At 69.9% G+C, this 17,521-nt stretch carries 19 protein-coding genes; 4 read left to right on the top strand and 15 right to left on the bottom strand.

Translation table 11 applies throughout. From position 1 onward, the window contains the following. Both Pka01_RS39325 and Pka01_RS39320 read right to left on the bottom strand, forming a co-directional pair. A partial coding sequence (locus Pka01_RS39325) for a PAS domain-containing protein (protein ID WP_203888107.1) occupies nt 1–585 on the bottom strand: 585 nt, incomplete at its 3' end. Nucleotides 586–707: 122 nt separating this feature from the next. After that, nucleotides 708–1,421 (bottom strand): iron-dependent transcriptional repressor DtxR, encoded by a 714-nt coding sequence (locus Pka01_RS39320; protein ID WP_203888106.1) that lies wholly within the window; start codon nt 1,419–1,421, stop codon nt 708–710. Nucleotides 1,422–1,498: 77 nt separating this feature from the next. On the opposite strand from Pka01_RS39320, the gene Pka01_RS39315 reads away from it, so the two are divergent. After that, a complete protein-coding gene (locus Pka01_RS39315) occupies nt 1,499–2,146 on the top strand; it encodes a UdgX family uracil-DNA binding protein (RefSeq protein WP_239116268.1) in 648 nt (215 codons plus the stop codon). A 44-nt stretch (nt 2,147–2,190) separates the two neighbouring features. Here the strand turns inward: Pka01_RS39315 and pdxH are convergent, their stop codons facing one another. Next, nucleotides 2,191–2,850 carry a pyridoxamine 5'-phosphate oxidase gene (gene pdxH / locus Pka01_RS39310; protein WP_239116267.1) on the bottom strand — a complete coding sequence of 220 codons (660 nt, stop codon included), beginning with the start codon at nt 2,848–2,850 and terminating at the stop codon, nt 2,191–2,193. A 169-nt stretch (nt 2,851–3,019) separates the two neighbouring features. Between pdxH and Pka01_RS39305 the strand changes: the two genes are divergently transcribed. Then, nucleotides 3,020–4,126: a citrate synthase 2 gene (locus Pka01_RS39305; protein WP_203888104.1), complete on the top strand. Its 1,107-nt coding sequence runs from the start codon at nt 3,020–3,022 to the stop codon at nt 4,124–4,126. 355 nt (nt 4,127–4,481) lie between these two features. Continuing rightward, nucleotides 4,482–5,594 carry a phosphoserine transaminase gene (gene serC, locus Pka01_RS39300; protein WP_203888103.1) on the top strand — a complete coding sequence of 371 codons (1,113 nt, stop codon included), beginning with the start codon at nt 4,482–4,484 and terminating at the stop codon, nt 5,592–5,594. 83 nt (nt 5,595–5,677) lie between these two features. On the opposite strand, the gene Pka01_RS39295 is transcribed toward serC, so the two are convergent. The 12 genes from Pka01_RS39295 to Pka01_RS39240 all read right to left on the bottom strand — a co-directional run bounded on the left by Pka01_RS39295 (nt 5,678) and on the right by Pka01_RS39240 (nt 16,812). Beyond that, nucleotides 5,678–6,115 (bottom strand): RNA polymerase sigma factor, encoded by a 438-nt coding sequence (locus tag Pka01_RS39295; protein ID WP_203888102.1) that lies wholly within the window; start codon nt 6,113–6,115, stop codon nt 5,678–5,680. A 223-nt stretch (nt 6,116–6,338) separates the two neighbouring features. Further along, nucleotides 6,339–6,962 carry a rhomboid family intramembrane serine protease gene (locus Pka01_RS39290; protein ID WP_203888101.1) on the bottom strand — a complete coding sequence of 208 codons (624 nt, stop codon included), beginning with the start codon at nt 6,960–6,962 and terminating at the stop codon, nt 6,339–6,341. Between the two features lie 86 nt (nt 6,963–7,048). Then, nucleotides 7,049–7,813, bottom strand: a complete 765-nt coding sequence (locus Pka01_RS39285; RefSeq protein ID WP_203888100.1) for a crotonase/enoyl-CoA hydratase family protein — start codon at nt 7,811–7,813, stop codon at nt 7,049–7,051. A gap of 124 nt (nt 7,814–7,937) precedes the next feature. Next, entirely contained in the window at nt 7,938–8,717 is a 780-nt protein-coding gene (locus Pka01_RS39280) for an SDR family NAD(P)-dependent oxidoreductase (RefSeq protein WP_203888099.1), read from the bottom strand. Nucleotides 8,718–8,750: 33 nt separating this feature from the next. Then, complete coding sequence (locus Pka01_RS39275) at nt 8,751–9,095, bottom strand: STAS domain-containing protein (RefSeq protein ID WP_203888098.1); 345 nt, start codon at nt 9,093–9,095, stop codon at nt 8,751–8,753. Between the two features lie 38 nt (nt 9,096–9,133). Next, entirely contained in the window at nt 9,134–9,901 is a 768-nt protein-coding gene (locus Pka01_RS39270) for an energy-coupling factor ABC transporter ATP-binding protein (RefSeq protein WP_203888097.1), read from the bottom strand. Next, on the bottom strand, nt 9,898–10,662 hold the full coding sequence (gene cbiQ / locus Pka01_RS39265; RefSeq protein WP_203888096.1) for a cobalt ECF transporter T component CbiQ: 765 nt from the start codon (nt 10,660–10,662) through the stop codon (nt 9,898–9,900). The genes Pka01_RS39270 and cbiQ overlap by 4 nt, the downstream gene beginning before the upstream one ends. Continuing rightward, nucleotides 10,659–11,687 carry an energy-coupling factor ABC transporter permease gene (locus tag Pka01_RS39260; protein WP_203888095.1) on the bottom strand — a complete coding sequence of 343 codons (1,029 nt, stop codon included), beginning with the start codon at nt 11,685–11,687 and terminating at the stop codon, nt 10,659–10,661. Before Pka01_RS39260 ends, cbiQ begins: the two co-directional genes overlap by 4 nt. A 73-nt stretch (nt 11,688–11,760) precedes the next feature. After that, nucleotides 11,761–13,575 (bottom strand): glycosyltransferase family 2 protein, encoded by a 1,815-nt coding sequence (locus Pka01_RS39255; protein ID WP_203888094.1) that lies wholly within the window; start codon nt 13,573–13,575, stop codon nt 11,761–11,763. Nucleotides 13,576–13,699: 124 nt separating this feature from the next. Continuing rightward, nucleotides 13,700–14,134, bottom strand: coding sequence for an ester cyclase (locus tag Pka01_RS39250; RefSeq protein ID WP_203888093.1), 435 nt, complete (start codon nt 14,132–14,134; stop codon nt 13,700–13,702). A 162-nt stretch (nt 14,135–14,296) separates the two neighbouring features. Continuing rightward, nucleotides 14,297–15,904, bottom strand: a complete 1,608-nt coding sequence (locus tag Pka01_RS39245) for an ABC transporter permease (protein ID WP_203888092.1) — start codon at nt 15,902–15,904, stop codon at nt 14,297–14,299. Continuing rightward, entirely contained in the window at nt 15,901–16,812 is a 912-nt protein-coding gene (locus Pka01_RS39240; RefSeq protein WP_203888091.1) for an ABC transporter ATP-binding protein, read from the bottom strand. Before Pka01_RS39240 ends, Pka01_RS39245 begins: the two co-directional genes overlap by 4 nt. Nucleotides 16,813–16,913: 101 nt before the next feature. On the opposite strand from Pka01_RS39240, the gene Pka01_RS39235 reads away from it, so the two are divergent. Next, a complete protein-coding gene (locus Pka01_RS39235) occupies nt 16,914–17,429 on the top strand; it encodes a GbsR/MarR family transcriptional regulator (protein WP_239116266.1) in 516 nt (171 codons plus the stop codon). Nucleotides 17,430–17,521: the final 92 nt, after the last annotated feature.

Here is a 17,521-nt window from a genome sequence, read left to right as displayed (position 1 = left end):
CGGCGACCAGCCGTTGACGTGGGTGGATACCTTGCGGATGAGCCGGTCGTTCTCCATCAGCTCGATGAAGCAGTGGTCGGCGAACTGGGGAACCAGCATCTCGGCGACCCGGTTGAGCGTCTCCTCGACGTACAGCGAGCCCGCGAGCCGCTCGCCGATGCGCTCGAGCAGGCCGAAGCGGTCCTTCTCCCGTTCGTTGCTCCGCATCGCCTCACGCGCGGTGATCACGATTCCGGTGACGGATCCCGACCCGTGCCGCAGCGGCACGGCCTGCGCGCGCACGTAGATCATCGTGCCGTCGGCGCGGACGACGTCGAAGGTCCCCTCCCAGACACCGCCGCGCAGCACGTGCTTGGCCAGCTCGACGGCGAGGGGATGATCCTTCTTCATGATGCCGAGGGACAGGAGGGATTCCCGGCCCGAGGTGGCGCCGGGCGTGCCGAACAGCCGTTCGGCGAAGGGGTTCCAGTAGAGGACGTTGCTGAAACGGTCGGTGACGACCACCGCCATCTCCGCCTGGTCCAGGACGGAGGCCGCGGTCAGGTGGTCCGCGGTGTCCTGCGTGAGATCCCCCCAACGTTTCATCCCAGCACCACCCTGGGGACTGGGACGTCTGTCATGCCGACCACGAGCGCTCCTGGGGGGGTGGGGTGTCGCGGGAGAGGAGGGGCTCCCGATGGGGATTCAACCAGTCTCGACTCTTTCCGTCATCGTCTGGTGACAAAAACGTGCGACGCGACATCGCGCGGAAGTTCCGCGGAAGTGCTGTCCGCATCGCAGTCCCCTGTCACCCGCACACCGTCGTCGCTAGCCGCGAGCGTCACCTCGCGTCCGGGTTGTATCCCAACTTGCTTGAGTTTAAGCATCAGGGCGGGGTCGCTTTGCACTTGTTCGCTAATTCGGCGAACGACAACCGGAACCATCGCCGGACCTGCGAGATCTGCCATGGGAGACATGGCCTCATCCTTGGTCAAACCGGACTGTGCGACGCCGGGATCCCCGAGTTCGCCGAGACCGGGGATGGGGTTGCCGTGCGGGCAGACGGTCGGGTGGTCGAGCAACTGGAGAAGCCGGGTCTCGACGGACTCCGACATCACGTGCTCCCAGCGGCAGGCCTCGACGTGGACCTCTTCCCACGGAAGCCCGATCACCTGGATCAGCAGGCACTCGGCCAGGCGGTGTTTGCGCATCACCCTGATGGCGAGCTTGCGCCCGAGATCGGTCAAGCTCAGATGGCGGTCGCCCTCGACCTTGACCAGGCCGTCACGCTCCATCCGCGCGACCGTCTGGCTCACCGTGGGCCCGCTCTGCGTCAACCGTTCCGCGATACGCGCGCGCAGCGGGACGATTCCCTCTTCTTCCAACTCGAAGATCGTGCGGAGATACATCTCCGTCGTGTCGATCAGGCCATGTGCCGTCACGGTTCCTCCAGTTCTGTATCGATGCTACGACCTCCCGAGGCGTTCGCAGCCGACTGTGTCTGGGAAGCGATCCTAGGGTGACAAACATCGGAGCAGGACGATTCCTTCCGGCCCGGCTGAGCCTGCCGGCGCTGAGAGAGGCGGCCCTCTCGTGCGAGGGCTGCGATTTGTACAGGAACGCCACGCAGACGGTGTTCGGGGCCGGCATGACCCACGCCACATACATGCTCGTGGGCGAACAGCCCGGCGATCAGGAAGATCGCCAGGGGGAGCCATTCGTCGGACCGGCGGGGCGCATCCTCGACAAGGGCCTCGCGGAAGCCGGAATCAACCGTGAATCCGTTTACGTGACGAATGCCGTCAAACATTTCAAGTTCGAGCTGCGGGGCAAGCGGAGAATCCACCAGAAACCGTCGGCGGCGGAGATCGACGCCTGCCAGCCGTGGCTCGAGGCCGAGATGCGCCTCGTGGACCCGGCGGTGACGGTGATCCTCGGCGCCACGGCTGCCCGGGCCCTGCTCGGACCCGGATTCCGCGTCACCAGGGAACGCGGCCGCCCCTTCCCCCGGCGCGAGGGCGCGTTCTACGTCGCCACCATCCATCCGTCGGCGATCCTCCGGGCCCCGGACCAGGACGCGGCCTACGAGGGCTTCCTCGAAGATCTCAGGGCCGCCGCGGCGCTCTCGCCGCGGGCGCGATCTCTTCCGTCCGACGGCTTGTCGTAACTGCGGACATACCGGGAAAATCATGTTTTGTGGCGGACACTCCCTCAAGGGGCCAATCGCTCGCGAAGCCAGACGGCGCCCGAGCCTGTGCCTCCGTTGAGGCGGTAACGGATGCGGTCGTGCATGCGGTCGGTCTGCCCCTGCCAGAACTCGATCTCGGAAGGCATCACGCGGAAACCGCCCCAGAACTCCGGGACCGGCGGATCGACGGGCCAGCGTTCCGCCAGCTCGCGGTAGCGGGCGTCGAGTTCCTCGCGCGACCGGACGACGGCCGACTGCCGCGACGCCCACGCGCCGATGCGGGAGCCGTACGGGCGGCTGTTGAAATAGGCGGTGCTCTCCTCGCGCGAGAGCCGTACGGACGGGCCCTCGACGCGAACCTGGCGCCGGATCGGGTGCCACGGGAACAGAAGGCAGGCGCGCGGGTTCTCCGCCAGGTCCCGGCCCTTGCGGGACTCGTAGTTGGTGAAGAAGGTGAAGCCCCGCTCGTCGAACCCCTTGAGGAGGACCGTCCGCGCGGAGGGACGGCCCCCGGACGAAGCGGTGGCGAGGATCATCGCGTTCGGTTCGGGCAGGCCCGCGGCGACGGCGTCCGCGAACCACAGAGTGAACTGCACGAGGGGGTCGTCCGAGAGGTCGGCTTCGAGCAGCGGCTGACCTTCATAGCTGCGCCGGAGACCGGGGAGTTGCGATGCGCTGTCCACGGAACGATATTGTTGCGCGCTTGGCAGATGTCGAACGCAGCACCCCCTACCTGGGACAACGGCGTTTGAGAGGGACCGGGGGCAGACCAGTGGCGCCCTGAGGGTTAAATTGACCCGCCGGTATCTCGACATCAAGGCTTTGGACTTCACAAGAGAGAGGCAGCCGAGAATGTCCGACTTCAAACCCGGTCTCGAGGGCGTGGTGGCGTTCGAGACCGAGATCGCGGAACCGGACAAAGAAGGGGGCGCCCTGCGTTATCGGGGCGTCGACATCGAAGAGCTCGTGGGCCATGTCTCTTACGGACATGTCTGGGGCCTGCTCGTCGACAACGAATTCCAGCCGGGTCTCCCCCCGGCGGAGCCGTACCCCGTTCCCGTCCACTCGGGCGACATCCGTGTCGATGTGCAGAGCGCGCTGGCCATGCTCGCTCCCGCCTTCGGCTTCCGCCCGCTCCTCGACATCGACGACGATCAGGCCCGCGACGATCTCGCCAGGGCCTCCGTCACCGCCCTTTCGTTCGTGGCCCAGTCCGCTCGCGGTCTGGGCCTTCCCATGGTTCCCCAAAAGCGTGTGGACGAGGCGGAGAGCATCGTCGAGCGGTTCATGATCCGCTGGCGCGGCGAGCCCGACCCCAAGCACGTCAAGGCCATCGACGCCTACTGGACCTCGGCCGCGGAGCACGGGATGAACGCCTCGACGTTCACCGCCCGGGTGATCGCCTCCACCGGCGCGGACGTGGCCGCTGCGCTGTCGGGCGCGGTGGGCGCGATGTCCGGCCCGCTGCACGGCGGCGCTCCCGCCCGGGTGCTCCACATGATCGAGGGCGTCGAGCAGATGGGCGACGCCAAGCAGTACGTCCAGAGCCAGCTGGACAAGGGCGAGCGGCTCATGGGCTTCGGCCACCGGGTCTACCGCGCCGAGGACCCCCGGGCCCGTGTGCTCCGCCGTACCGCCAAGGAACTGAACGCGCCTCGCTACGAGGTGGCGGCCGCGCTGGAGACCGCCGCGCTTGAGGAGCTGCACGCCCGCAAGCCCGACCGGGTCCTCGCGACCAACGTCGAGTTCTGGGCGGCGATCATCCTCGACTTCGCCGAGGTTCCCTCGCACATGTTCACGTCCATGTTCACCTGCGCGCGCACGGCCGGTTGGGCCGCGCACATCCTCGAGCAGAAGCGCACGGGCAGGCTGGTCCGCCCCAGCGCCACTTACGTCGGGCCGCCGCAGCGCTCGGTCCACGACGTCTCCGGCGCCGCCGACGTGGTCGGAAAGGTCTGACCCTCAGGCGCCTCTCGCATGACCGATGGCCCGCTCGATCACGAGCGGGCCATCTTCGTGTACGGCCGCATGTCGGCCGGTGGGCGCTGAACCTGCCCTCCAGCGCCCTTGAGGAGGTCCAGGACCCCGGCGCCCGCCCCGCGCAGTAGCGGGGCGCCGGGCCGCCCCTCGCAGGCGCCCTGGTGTCGATCACGGCGTGCGGATCGGCCACGACGAGAACGCCTCTGTGGGAGCGGATCTGAGGGTGCGTCCCGGTGAAAAGGATCAGATTCGCCTCCGGGCCGGCGCACTCGCGTATTTCTCACATCGCGGACCCGTCGAACGACCGCGGGCCAGGCTAACTACCCTTGGTTAGGTGGCTGACATCGTGATTCCCGCTGACATCAAACCCGCTGACGGCCGTTTCGGCTGCGGGCCGTCCAAGGTGCGCCCCGAGCAACTGGCGGCGCTCGCCGGAGCCGGCGCGAGCGTGATGGGCACGTCCCACCGCCAAAAGCCCGTCAAGAACCTCGTCGCCCGCGTCCGCGCCGGGCTGTCCGACCTGTTCTCCCTGCCCGAGGGGTACGAGGTCGTGCTCGGCAACGGCGGCACCACGGCGTTCTGGGACATCGCCTCCTTCGGCCTCATCCGGGACAGGTCGCAGCACCTCGCCTTCGGTGAGTTCTCGTCCAAGTTCGCGACGGTGGCCAAGAAGGCCCCGTGGCTGGGCGAGCCGACCGTGATCAAGGCCGAGCCGGGCGCTCACCCGGTCGCCGTGGCCGAGGAGGGCGTGGACGTCTACGCGCTCACCCACAACGAGACCTCGACCGGCGTCGCGATGCCGATCAAGCGGGTCGTCGCGGACGACTCGCTGGTGCTGGTCGACGCCACGAGCGGCGCGGGCGGCCTTCCGGTCTCCGCCGAGGAGTTCGACGTCTACTACTTCGCTCCGCAGAAGAGCTTCGCCTCCGACGGCGGCCTCTGGCTCGCCCTCTTCTCGCCCAAGGCGCTGGCCCGGGTGTCGGAGATCGCGGACAGCGGCCGGTTCGTCCCCGAGTTCTTCAGCCTGCCGACGGCGATCGACAACTCGGTCAAGGACCAGACCTACAACACGCCCGCGGTCGCCACCCTCTTCCTGCTCGCCGAGCAGCTCGACTGGATGAACTCGCAGGGCGGCCTGGCCTGGACGACGGCCCGCTCGGCCGACTCCGCCTCCCGGCTGTACACCTGGGCGGACAAGACGTCCTACACCACGCCGTTCGTCACCGACCCGGCGCAGCGCTCCAACGTGGTCGGCACGATCGACTTCGACGACGCGGTGGACGCCGCGGCGGTCGCCAAGGTCCTGCGGGCCAACGGCATCGTCGACACCGAGCCCTACCGGAAGCTGGGACGCAACCAGCTGCGCATCGCGATGTTCCCGGCCGTCGACCCGGCCGACGTCGAGGCGCTGACCACCTGCGTCGACTACGTGGTCGAGCGGCTCTAGCCGAGTCACACGCGTGGGGCCGCGCCTCGACGAGGCGCGGCCCCACGGCCTGTTCAGGAGCCCCCTGGAGGGCGGCTCGTCGTCTACCGCCCCGGCGCGGGCCGGGTGTCGGCCTCGAGGTAGACGGTGTAGGAGATCACCGACGGGATCGGGACGCCCAGTCTGCCCGCGGTCTCGGTGAGCGTCTCCTCTTCGTCGACGATGCGCCCGTCTGCCGGGTCGACGATCAGGGTCTTCCGGTTCGGAAGGCCGCCGTGATCGCTGTCCAGCGAGAACGCCCTGCCCGTACGGCCGGCCCGGTCAGTGGTCGTGCCCTCGTACCGCAGGCCGGGAACCGGCTCGACCTTCTCCCGCAGGCGCCACGCTTCCAAGAACACGAGTGAGGCGCAGTCTTCGGCCACCGACCAGTCGCCGGTGAGCCGGAAGCAGTGGTTGTACACCGCCGTCCCGTGCTCCCGGAACAGGACGCCGAAGGCGGCCTCGTCACCCGCCCGAACGCGGGCGCGGAACCCAGGATCCATATCTAGTTCTGCCAACCGCGCACCGCCGGTTCCTATGACGTCGCTCACACGGGAGGGCGGCGCCTCATCGAGGACTCCACGGGCGATCGCGTCGATCGAGGGCGCCGGGGGCGCGGGAGAACCACCTCGTACCGCTACAGAAGACGTCCCACACTAACCCTGAGCAGGTCATGGGCCGTTCGGACGCCGGCCGGGGGAACCTGCCGGGGAACGCGGCGGCGGCTCAGACGACGCCGCGTCGGCGGCGCAGGAACCAGGCGGCGACGATGCCTCCGACGAGGCCGAAGAGGTGGCCCTGCCACGAGATGCCCGGCTGGCTCGGCAGGGCGCCCCACAGTATCGAGTAGTAGAGCACCGCGACGATCACGCCGAGGACGATGTCCAGCGCCCGGCGGTCGAACAGACCTCGCGCCACCACATATCCGAAGTATCCGAACACGAGGCCGCTGGCCCCGAGCGTCAGCGTGTTCGGCGGGCTGGTCAGCCACACGCCCGCGCCGCTGACCAGGATGATCACGAGGCTGGCCGCGAGGAACCGGCCGATTCCCCGGATCGCCGCGAGGAAGCCCAGGATGAGCAGCGGCACCGAGTTCGCCATCAGATGGGCGAATCCGGCGTGCAGGAACGGGGCGACCAGGATTCCCGGCAGCCCGTCAGGGTCGTGCGCGATGATCCCGTAGTGGTCGAGCCGGCCGTCCTGGACGTAGTCGACGACCTCCAGCACCCACATGACGGACAGCAGCAGGATCATCACGAGCGCGCTGCCGAGCGCTCCGTTGAGAAGCCGCGCCGAACGGTCCTTCATCGACTCGCCGGATGGGGGGAAGCCGCTCCCGGAATCGCTCATGGCTTCACCGTAATGAGTTCTGCGCACGAGTGGGAGAACTGCCCGATCCCCGCGCGATCATTCACGCGGGGACCGGGAAGGATCCGCTATTCGCCCGTCCAGGCGGGAGGCCGCTTCTCCGCGAAGGCCGCGGCCCCCTCCATCGCGTCCTTGGAGCTGAAGACGGGGCTGATGATCGCGCCCTGCTTCTTGAACATCTCCTCGTTCGACCAGTCGGCCGACTCGACGATCACTCGCTTGGTCGCCGCCAGGGCGAGCGGCGCGTTGGCCGCGATCGTGGCGGCCAGTTCGAGCGCGCCGGTCAGCGCCTGCCCCTCCGGAGTGAGCCGGTTGACCAGCCCCAGCTCGTACAGCCGGGACGCCGGATAGTGGTCGCCCGTCAGGGCGATCTCCATGGCGACGTGGTACGGGATGCGGCGCGGGAGCCGCATGATCCCGCCGGCGCCGGCCACCAGCCCGCGCTTGGGCTCGGGCAGGCCGAACGTGGCCGCCTCGGAGGCGACGACGATGTCGCAGGCCAGGGCCAGCTCGAAACCACCGGCGAGCGCGTAGCCCTCCACCGCGGCGATGACGGGCTTGCGCGGCGGCGCCTCCGTGAGGCCGCCGAAGCCGCGGCCCTCGACGACGGGGAAGTCGCCGGTCAGGAACCCCTTGAGGTCCATTCCGGCGGAGAACGTGCCTCCGGCGCCGGTGAGGACGATGACGGCCACGTCCTTGCGCCCGTCCAGTTCGTCGACGGCCGACGCGACGCCGCGGGCCACGGCCCCGTTGACCGCGTTCCTGGCCTTCGGCCGGTTGATCGTGATGACGGCGACCCCGCCGTCGACCTCTACCAGAACCTCATCGGACATGGCAGCTCCAGACTCGGGAGTTACGGCGAACAAGCTGGTCCCTCGACGGCGCCCGGCCATCGGCGGGCGTCCTCCAACGCACGGAGGAACCGGGAGGGATCAACGATGCGGCGAGCACCTGAACTTATTTGGGCTGGAAGCGGATGCCACCGTCGAAGCGGATCACTTCGCCGTTCATGTAGTCGTTCTCGATCAGCGCGCGGACGAGGTGACCGAACTCCGACGCCCGGCCGAGCCGCTTGGGGAAGGCCACCGGCCCGATGAGCTTGGCCTTGAAGTCATCGGCGTTCTTGTCGCCGATCTTGCCGTAGATCGGCGTGTCGATGATGCCGGGAGCGATGGTCAGCACGCGGACGCCGATCGCGGCCAGGTCGCGGGCGGCGGGCAGGGTCATGCCGATGATGCCGCCCTTGGAGGCCGAGTACGCCACCTGGCCGGTCTGGCCCTCGATGCCCGCCACCGAGGCGGTGTTGATGACGACGCCGCGTGCGCCGTCGGCGTCGGCGGGCTCGGTCTTCGCCATGGCGGCGGCGCCGATGCGCATGAGGTTGAAGGTGCCGATCAGGTTGACGTCGATCACCTTGCGGTAGGTGGCGAGGTCGTGCGGCGAGCCGTCCCGGTTGACGGTCCTGGAGGCCCAGCCGATGCCGGCGCTGCTGATCACCGCGCGCAGCGGCTTGCCCGTCGCCACCGCGGCGTCGACGGCGGCCTGCACCGAGGCTTCATCCGCCACGTCGGTCTGGGCGAACACGCCGCCCAACTCGTCGGCGAGCGCCTTGCCACGCTCGACGTTCAGGTCGGCGATGACCACGGTCGCGCCGATGCCGGCCAGTTCACGGGCCGTGGCCTCGCCGAGACCGCTGGCACCGCCCGAAATGATGACTGCTGCTCCGTTCAGGTCCATAGCCGGACCTTAACGCGAGAACCGAATGAAGTTCTACTCGGGATGGCGCAAAATCGCGGTGTCGACGTCCGGGTAGACCTTTATGCGCCGGTCAAGCCCGGTGGTCCGCAGGATGCGGGCCACCGGCGCCTGCGGTGAGGCCAGGCAGACGCCGCCGCCCTCGCTCGAGGCCAGGCGCCAGGCCTCGATCAGCACGCTGAGCCCGCTCGAGTCCATGAACGACAGGGCGGCGAGGTCGAGCACGAGCGTGGGCCCGTCCTGTTTGATCGCGTCACGGACCTCCTCGCGCAGGAACGGCGCCGTGAACAGGTCGAGCTCGCCCTCCACCGCCACGACGACGGCGCCCGAGGCCGACCGGCGCGCGAGTCGCAGCTTCATCGTTGAACCTCCTCCGCGAGGCCCACTTTACTTGCGCATCACCGTGGGTGAGCAGACGGCGCGAAGCCGTACGGCAACTCGAGCCGATGGGCGGCCAGCAACTCGTCGTCGGCGAGCAGGGACCGGGTGGGCCCGTCCGCGGCGATCACCCCTTCGGAGAGGATGAGTGAACGCTCGCACAGTTCCAGCGCGTACGGAAGGTCGTGCGTGACCATCAGGACGGTGACGTCCAGATTCCGCAGGATCTCGGCGAGTTCGCGTCGCGAGGCGGGGTCCAGGTTCGACGACGGCTCGTCGAGCACGAGGATCTCCGGCTCCATCGCCAGTACGGTGGCCACCGCGACCCGGCGCCGCTGCCCGAACGACAGGTGATGCGGCGGCCGGTCCATCGCCTCCAGCATGCCGACCCGGTCCAGGGCGTCCCGCACCCTGCGGTCCAGCTCTGCGCCCCGCAGGCCCAGGTTGGCCGGCCCGAAGGCGACGTCCTCGCGCACGGTCGGCATGAACAGCTGGTCGTCGGGATCCTGGAACACCAGCCCGACCCGGCGGCGGATCTCCCTGAGCGTGTCGGACCGTACGGGAAGGCCGGCCACCTCGACCGTCCCGTGCCCCGCGGTGAGGATGCCGTTGAGATGCATGACCAGGGTGGTCTTGCCCGCGCCGTTCGGCCCGAGCAGCGCGACCCGCTCGCCGCGCGTGATGGTCAGGTCGACGCCGAACAGCGCCTGCGTCCCGTCCGGATACGCGTACGCGAGCCCGCTCACCTGGAGCGACACGGCGGTTCCCGATTCCGCTCCCGATGTCATGCCAGGCTCCGCGCGATCAGGGCCGTCGTGAGGGCCAGGACGGGCAGGACCGCGGCGGCGCCCCACTGCCTCCCGGACGCCGGCAGATCATGGACGGCGGGCATCTGGCCGGTGTAGCCCCGGCTCAGCATGGCGAGGTGCACCCGCTCTCCCCTTTCGTACGACCGGATGAAAAGCGCGCCCGCCGACCTGGCCAGGACGGGCGCCTGACGGATGTCCCGGGCGACGAACCCCCGCGACTCCCTCGCGATCCGCATCCGCCGCGCCTGGTCGAGGATCACGCTCATGTAGCGGAGCATGAACATGGCGATCTGCACGAGGAGCGAGGGCAGCCGGAGCCGCTCCGCTCCGAGGAGCATCGCGCGCGGCTCCGTGGTGGCCGCCAGCAGGATCGAGGCGACCACCCCGAGCGTCGCCTTGGCCAGGATGTTCCAGGCCGCCCAGAGCCCCGGCAGGCTCAGGGAGACGCCCAGCACCTCGACCCTCTCCCCCAGGCCGATGAACGGGATCGCGACGGCGAACAGCACGAACGGCACCTCGATGACCATGCGGCGCAGGACCATCCCCGGGGGGATCCGCGCGACCACCGCGACCACCGCGAGCAGCAGCGCGTCGACGGCGAACGCTCCCCAGGCCTCGCGCGGCGTGGCCACAACGGCCACCGCGAATCCCAGCGCCGCGATCAGCTTGCACTGCGGGGGCAGCCGGTGGACCGGCGTGTCCCCCGGCACGTAGAGGGCGTGATGATGGCCCGCGCTCACACGACGGCCTTGTCCTGACGTCTCCGCCGTACCGTGTAGAAGATCGCACCTCCGGCGAGGACGGTGATCCCCACGCCCGCGATCCCGGCGAGGCCGCCGGAGAGCCGCTCGTTCTCGATCCCGCCGACTCCGTATCCGGCCAGCGGGCCGCTCTCGAAATCGTGGGGCTTCTCGTTGGCGTTGAACCCCTTGTCGGCCGCCACCTTGTTGAGGCCGTCGGGCGCGCTCGAGGCGTAGAACGACACGACGCCGGCGAGCAGCAGGGCGACGAGCCCGCCGCCGACCAGGACCGGCCGCAGGCCGAGCCTCGGCGCGGGCGCGGGCGCGGGCCTGTCGACCGGGACCTCGCCGTCGGCGGTCCGGAGAACCAGTGGCGCCGCCAGGCCGCGGGCTCCGTACACCAGGTCGGGGCGCACCGCCAGCACGCTGCTCACCGTCAGCGCGGTGATCAGTCCCTCGCCGAGCCCGATCAGCACGTGGACCCCGCCCATCGCGGCGGCCACGGACGACACCTCGATCGGCGCGGTGCCGCCGAGCCAGAACAGGGCGGTGAACGCGAGCGCGGCCACCGGCACGGAGACCAGTGCGGCCAGGAACGACCCCACGACCACCGCGGTACGGCTTCGCGGCGCGCTCCTTGTCACCAGGCGGAAGACCGTCCAGCCCACCACCGAGGTGACGATCGCCATCAGGGTGATGTTGACGCCGAGCGCCGTCAGGCCGCCGTCGGCGAAGAAGAAGCCCTGCACGAGCAGCACTACGGCCACGCACAGCACCGCCGTGGCGGGTCCCACGAGTATCGCGGCGAGCGCACCTCCCAGCAGGTGGCCGCTGGTGCCCGCCGCGACGGGGAAGTTGAGCATCTGGACGGCGAAGATGAAGGCGGCAACGAGGCCTGCCATCGGCGCGGTGCGGTCGTCCAGTTCCCTGCGGGCCCGTCGCAGGCAGACCGCGACCCCGGCGGCGGCGACCACGCCCGCTCCGGCGGACACGGGTACGTCGAAGAACCCATCAGGGACATGCATGGACAAGCACCTCCGAAGTGGCGGAATACGCCTCACCTTAGAGGAGCAGGTCGCAATTGCAAATAACTGGCAATTAACTTGAGCCTAACTTGCGGACCGCGGAGCCGAGCAGGGTGAACGCCGTGGAAACATGCACCGACGTGCTGAGACGCCGGTTCACCGCGGTGGCGTACGGACGGACGGTCCATCTCATCAGCCCGGACCACCATCGCATGGTCCCGTCGAGCTCCTCCGGCCTGTCGACCTTGACGGGGAAGCGGGTGAGCGGCCCGCCCACGTCGAGCTCGAGATAGGCGTCCCAGGTCCCGGCGGAGAAGCCCCCCGAGTCCGCGGCGAAGGTGTGCGAGCCCGTGGCCACGACGGGCTGGCGCCGCTCCCGGCCGGAGGCCCGCTCGCGCCAGATCAGATGCCGCACTGCCACGGCGCCCGGCGTGGCGCCCACGTGCACCTGGCCTTCGACCCGCAGCCGCCTGCCGGTCCACTCGGCGCGTGCCAGCCGTACGGCGCCGGGGACCCGCAGGAGATGACCGCCGACGTCGAGCCCGAGGTAGCCCTGCGAACGCGACAGGAAGGGCACCGCCACGACACCCGAGGAGAAGCGGGCGGCCGGCGCGACCAGGACGGGGTCGGCCCGCAGCCGGGCCAGCCTGCGGACCCCCTCGCACTCCACGGCCACGTGGACGTCCCATATGCCGGAGTCGAGCGAGGCCACCTCGATCGAGGCGCCGAACCGGTCGGCGATCCTGGCCACGGGGACGCGTCGCTCCCGCTGCGAGGTCCGCTCGCGCAGGACGAGGCACGCCTCCCCGTCGAACCCCGCGAGCGAGACGCTCCCCGACACCCCCAGCCGGTCTCCGATCCAGTCCAGCCCCAGGAGCCGATGGCGCATCGACGCCGTCTCGACATGGGCCAGCCGTACGAGGCGGTCGGGGTCGTCCAGCGACGCGGCGCGCAGCCGCTCGACGTCGCCGAGCCGAGCGCGGACGCCGTCGGTCAGCCATTCCGCGCAGATGTCGGCGACCTCCATGACGATCTTCTCGCGCGCGGCCTCGCACGCGGCCAGGAAGGGGGCGCCGAGTTGGGCGAACACGTCGAGCCGGAAGTGCCGCAGCAGCAGGTGGTCGCGGAGCGGGCCAGGCGGGATGTGCGCGGCCATCAGCCCGAGGGGCGTGCGGATCATCCGCAGCCAGGCCAGCGGGTCCCGGCCGGCCGTCTCCGCCATGGGGACGCCGCCGTCCCGCCGGGGGGTCAGGTGGTAGCAGTCGTGGCCGGCGACCACGGAGACGACGCCGGCGTGGCAGTACGCGTGAACGGCGAAGGCCATGTCGTCGCCGACGGTCAGGGTCTCGTCGAAGCGGATCCCGTGCCGCTCGAGCGTCGCGCGGCGGAACAGCTTGAAGCAGGAGAGGGTTTCGTAGGCGCCGTCGAGCAGGGTGACCACGGCGGCGTCGTCGCGGAAGGCGAACTCGGGCAGACGGACGGGGTGGCCCGCGGACCTCCCCCGGCGGACGATCTTGCCGAGGACGATGTCGGAGGAGTTCGCGTCGGCCGCCGCGACCATCCGGCGCAGTGCGTCGGGCCCGAGGTGGTCGCCTCCGTCGCAGAAGAAGACGTACCGTCCCGTGGCCTCCGCCAGGGCCCGGTTGCGTAAGCGGGCGGGCACCGTACGGCGATCCTGACGGATCACCTTGATGACTCCCGGGTGGTGCGCCGCGTAGAGATCGAGGAGGTCCCGCGTGCCGTCGGACGAGCCGTCGTCAACGACGACGATCTGCTTGTCGACCCGCTGGACGAGCAGGGACGTCAGGCAGCGGTCGAGGTGCGCGCGGCAGTTGCGCGTGAGCACCAGCACGCTGACATCGACCCTGTGGTCACTCTCCGTCTCCATCGGAAACCATTATGTGACCATCGAGGCCATGCCCGAGCCGCTTCCCTCCGCCGGACGCCGGGGACCGCGTCGCATTGGACCGGGTTCGTACGGCTATCGCCCCGCCGCCATCGGAAAGGACGTGTCAGGCGACGTCGCCGGAGCGCAGGATCAGACCCAGCTGCGCGTAGTGGACCAGCTCGTTGAAGTAGACGCGGTAGCTGACGATCATGCCGTCCTCGACCGTGCTGACGCTGCATCCCTGCAGGAGGATCGGGCGATTGGTCGGCTCGATGGTCTCGCCGTCGGGCGCCAGGAGCGGGCCTCTGTGGGTGGCCGTCAACCGCCACTCGGTCACCGTGGTGTCCTCTTCCGTGACCTTGCTCTGCACCTTGTAGTGCATGTCCGGGTACGCGGTGAGCAGGTAGCCGTAGTACGCCCGGATCTGGTCATGGCCCTCCGCCGTGCCCCCGACGTTGAAATAGACCGCCTCGGGATCGAAACACTTCACCGCGGCGTCCAGGTCGTGGTCGTTCAGTGCGGCCAGAAGACGATCTGTTACCTCCCGTGCAACGGACACCAAAACCCCCTTTTCCGGTCAGTATCGGTCACGGTACCAAGGGCTCGGTCAAGCATCCTTCGATCGCCGTCCGGGCACGTCGGCGGCCCGGACACAGCGGAAGGGGGGTCCGGGAGGCGGATCGGCCGGATCCGCCCGGACCCCCGGGATCCGCGTACGAGGTCAGACGACCGGGACGTCCCTGCGCCTGAACGCGGCCAGGCCAAGTGCGAGGAGCGCGCCGGCGATCACGATGAGCACCACCAGGGGGACCACGGCCAGGTCGCCACCGGGGATCTTCGGGATGTGCGTGAAGGGCGACACGTCGAGGACCGCCTGGCTCAGCTGCACGGCCGCGCCGATCAGCCCGAGGAAGAGGCAGACGCCGAGGCCGGCCCATCCCACGGCGGGCGCGAGACGGGGCCGCAGGCCGAACAGCGCGGTGGTGAGGCCGGCCAGCACCCAGACCGCGGGAAGCTGCACCAGTGCGGCGGCGAGGCCGCGGGGGATCTCGCGGCCGGGGTCGCCCACGCTCGCTCCGTAGACGAGTCCGGTGACCAGGCCTTCGGCCGCCATCGCCACCAACGGCCCGAAGATCGCGAACACGAGGTGGCTCAGCGCCCAGGAGATGCGGCCGACCCGCGTGACCAGCACCGGCTCCGACCTCAGGGCCGCCTCCTCGGTCCGCATGCGCAGCGTGGCCTGGACGGCGTAGCCGGAGACGATCAGGGCGGAGACGCCCATCGTGCCGGCGATGACGACGTCGCTGAGCGCCGATTCGCCCCCCATGCGCTCGAAGATCTCCATCAGCTGCTGGTTGCCGGCGAGCATGTCCTGCGCGGATTTCGCGACCCCGCCGAAGACGGCGCCGAGCACGGCGAACCCTGCGGTCCAGCCGATCAGGCCGCCGCGGTGCAGCCGCCACGCGAGGGCGAGCGGCGACCGCAGGCCCGCTGCGGCCTCGGCGGGGCCGAGGCGCGGCGGCAGCAGTCCCGCCCCCACGTCACGACGGGCCTGCAGGGCGAACGCGACGGCGACGAGCAGGGCGATGAGCGCGACGGCAGGAACGAGGACCCACCACCGCTGCTGTCCGAAGGCGCGCATCTGGCTCATCCAGCCGAGGGGGGACAGCCAGGACACCCATGAGGGGTCGGCCCCCTCACCGGCGACGTCGCCGGCCGCCCTGAGCAGGAATGCCGCGCCCGCCACCGTGACGCCGACGCCGCGAGCGGCTCCCGCGCCCTCGGTGAGCTGGGCGACGAGCGCCCCCACGGCGGCGAAGATCCCGCCGGTCGCCGCCCAGGCCAGCCCGGCGGCGAACGAGCCGCCCGCCGGCAACCCGAGACCCGTCAGGCCGAGCGCCAGCAGCACCGCGAGCACGAGGTTGGCGCCGATCGTCGCGACGAGGGCCGCGGCGAGACCGGCGTGCCTGCCCACCACGGCGGAGCCGACGAGCTCCCGGCGACCGGCCTCCTCCTCCACCCGCGTGTGCCTGATGACCACGAGCATGCTGATGATCCCGATGATCAGCATGCCGCTGCTCGCACGCCAGAACGTCACGCCGCCCAGACTCGTGTCGTAGATCCGGCCGTAGAGGACGATGAAGGTCGAGTTGCCGAGGTTCTCCCTCGCGTACTCGCTGACGGCGGCGGCCGTGGGGTAGAGCTGCTTGATCGACGATCCGAGGAACATCGGCACGAGGGCCATCAGCACGACCCACAAGGGCATGAGGACCCGGTCGCGGCGCAGGATCAGCCGCACCAGGGCACCGGTGCCCGCGAGGGTGTTCACCGCGCCACCTCGGCCTTGACCTCGCCGGTCTTGTAGTGCCGGAGGAACAGCTCCTCCAGGGTGGGCGGCCGGCTGACGAGGCCGCGCACCCCGGCGGCGGTGAGCTGCCGCAGCGCGGCGTCGAGCTCGGGCGTGTCCACCTCGAAGCGCACCTGGGTGCCGTCGACCTGCAGTTCGTGGACGCCGGGGAGGTCCGCGAGGCCGTCGGGCGGGCTCGCGAGCTCGGCGGTGATGGTGGTGCGGGTCAGGTGGCGGAGCTCGGTCAGCGTGCCGGTCTCGACGGTGCGGCCGTCGCGGACGATGCTCACCCGGTCGCACAGCGCCTCCACCTCGGAGAGGATGTGGCTCGACAGCAGGACGGTGCGCCCGTCGCGGGCCTGTTCCTCCGCGACGACCTGCCGGAACACCTCCTCCATGAGGGGGTCGAGCCCGGAGGTCGGCTCGTCGAGCAGCAGCAGCTCCACGTTGGAGGCGAGGGCGGCGACCAGCCCGACCTTCTGCCTGTTGCCCTTGGAGTAGGCCCGGCCCTTCTTCTTCGGGTCGAGGTCGAAACGCTCGAGCAACTCGTTCTTGCGCGTGTCGTCCAGACCGCCCCGCAGACGGCCGAGGAGGTCGATCACCTCTCCTCCGGAGAGGTTGGGCCAGAGCGTGACGTCTCCGGGGACGTACGCGAGACGGCGGTGCAGTGTGGTGGCGTCGTTCCAGGGGTCGCCGTCGAACAGGCGGACCGTGCCCGCGTCCGCCTTCAGCAGGCCCAGCAGGATGCGGATGGTGGTCGTCTTGCCCGCGCCGTTCGGACCGAGAAAGCCGTGAACCTCGCCGCGGCGGACCTCCAGGTCCAAGCCGTCGAGCGCACGGGTGCTGCCGAAGTGTTTCCGCAGGCCCGAGGCGGTTAGGATGTTTTCCACTCGTTAGAAGCTACATTAGTTTCACAAAACTGTGAATACTGACCAGAGGCTCGACGCGTAGAGAATGTGTGAAGATCGCCGCAGAACGGGAGGGAGCCGGAGTGACCAGACGACATGACGCCGAGGGCGGGCGCGACGAGGACGCGATCCACGACTACGTCGAGCAGATGGCCATGATCTTCGCCAGATTCGGCTTCCCCCGGATGGCCGCCCGGGTGTTGTTCGCCCTGACGACCTCGGACGACGCGGCGATGACCGCGGGCGAACTCGCGGAGAGGCTCGAGGTCAGTCCGGCCGCGGTCTCCGGTTCCGTGCGGTATCTGATGCAGCTCAACATGCTCATCCGCGAGCCCGTCCGCGGCTCCCGCAGGGACCGGTACCGGCTGCCGGACCACGCGTGGTACGAGGTGACCGCCAGCAACGGGAGGATCTACGAGGAGATCGCGAAGCTCGCCCTCACCGGAGTGGACGCCCTCGGCGGTCCCGGCACGCCCGCGGGGAGCCGCGTCGTGGAGATGGCGGACTTCCTCCGCTTCCTTCAGGGCGAGATGGCCGCCATCCTCAAGCGGTGGCGTGTGACGCGCCTCGAAGAACCCGAAGACGCGGCGCCGTCCTGACAGAACGCCCGGCGGGTCCGAGGAAGCGCGTCCTGACAGAAGGCCTCGACCGAGGCCCGGAGAACAACCCGCACCGAACGCCCCGGCCGTAC

Source organism: Planotetraspora kaengkrachanensis, assembly GCF_016862895.1.
Taxonomy (GTDB): domain Bacteria; phylum Actinomycetota; class Actinomycetes; order Streptosporangiales; family Streptosporangiaceae; genus Planotetraspora; species Planotetraspora kaengkrachanensis.
The sequence above is the reverse complement of the archived record's forward strand: the minus strand, read 5'-3'. Positions and strand labels throughout refer to the sequence as shown.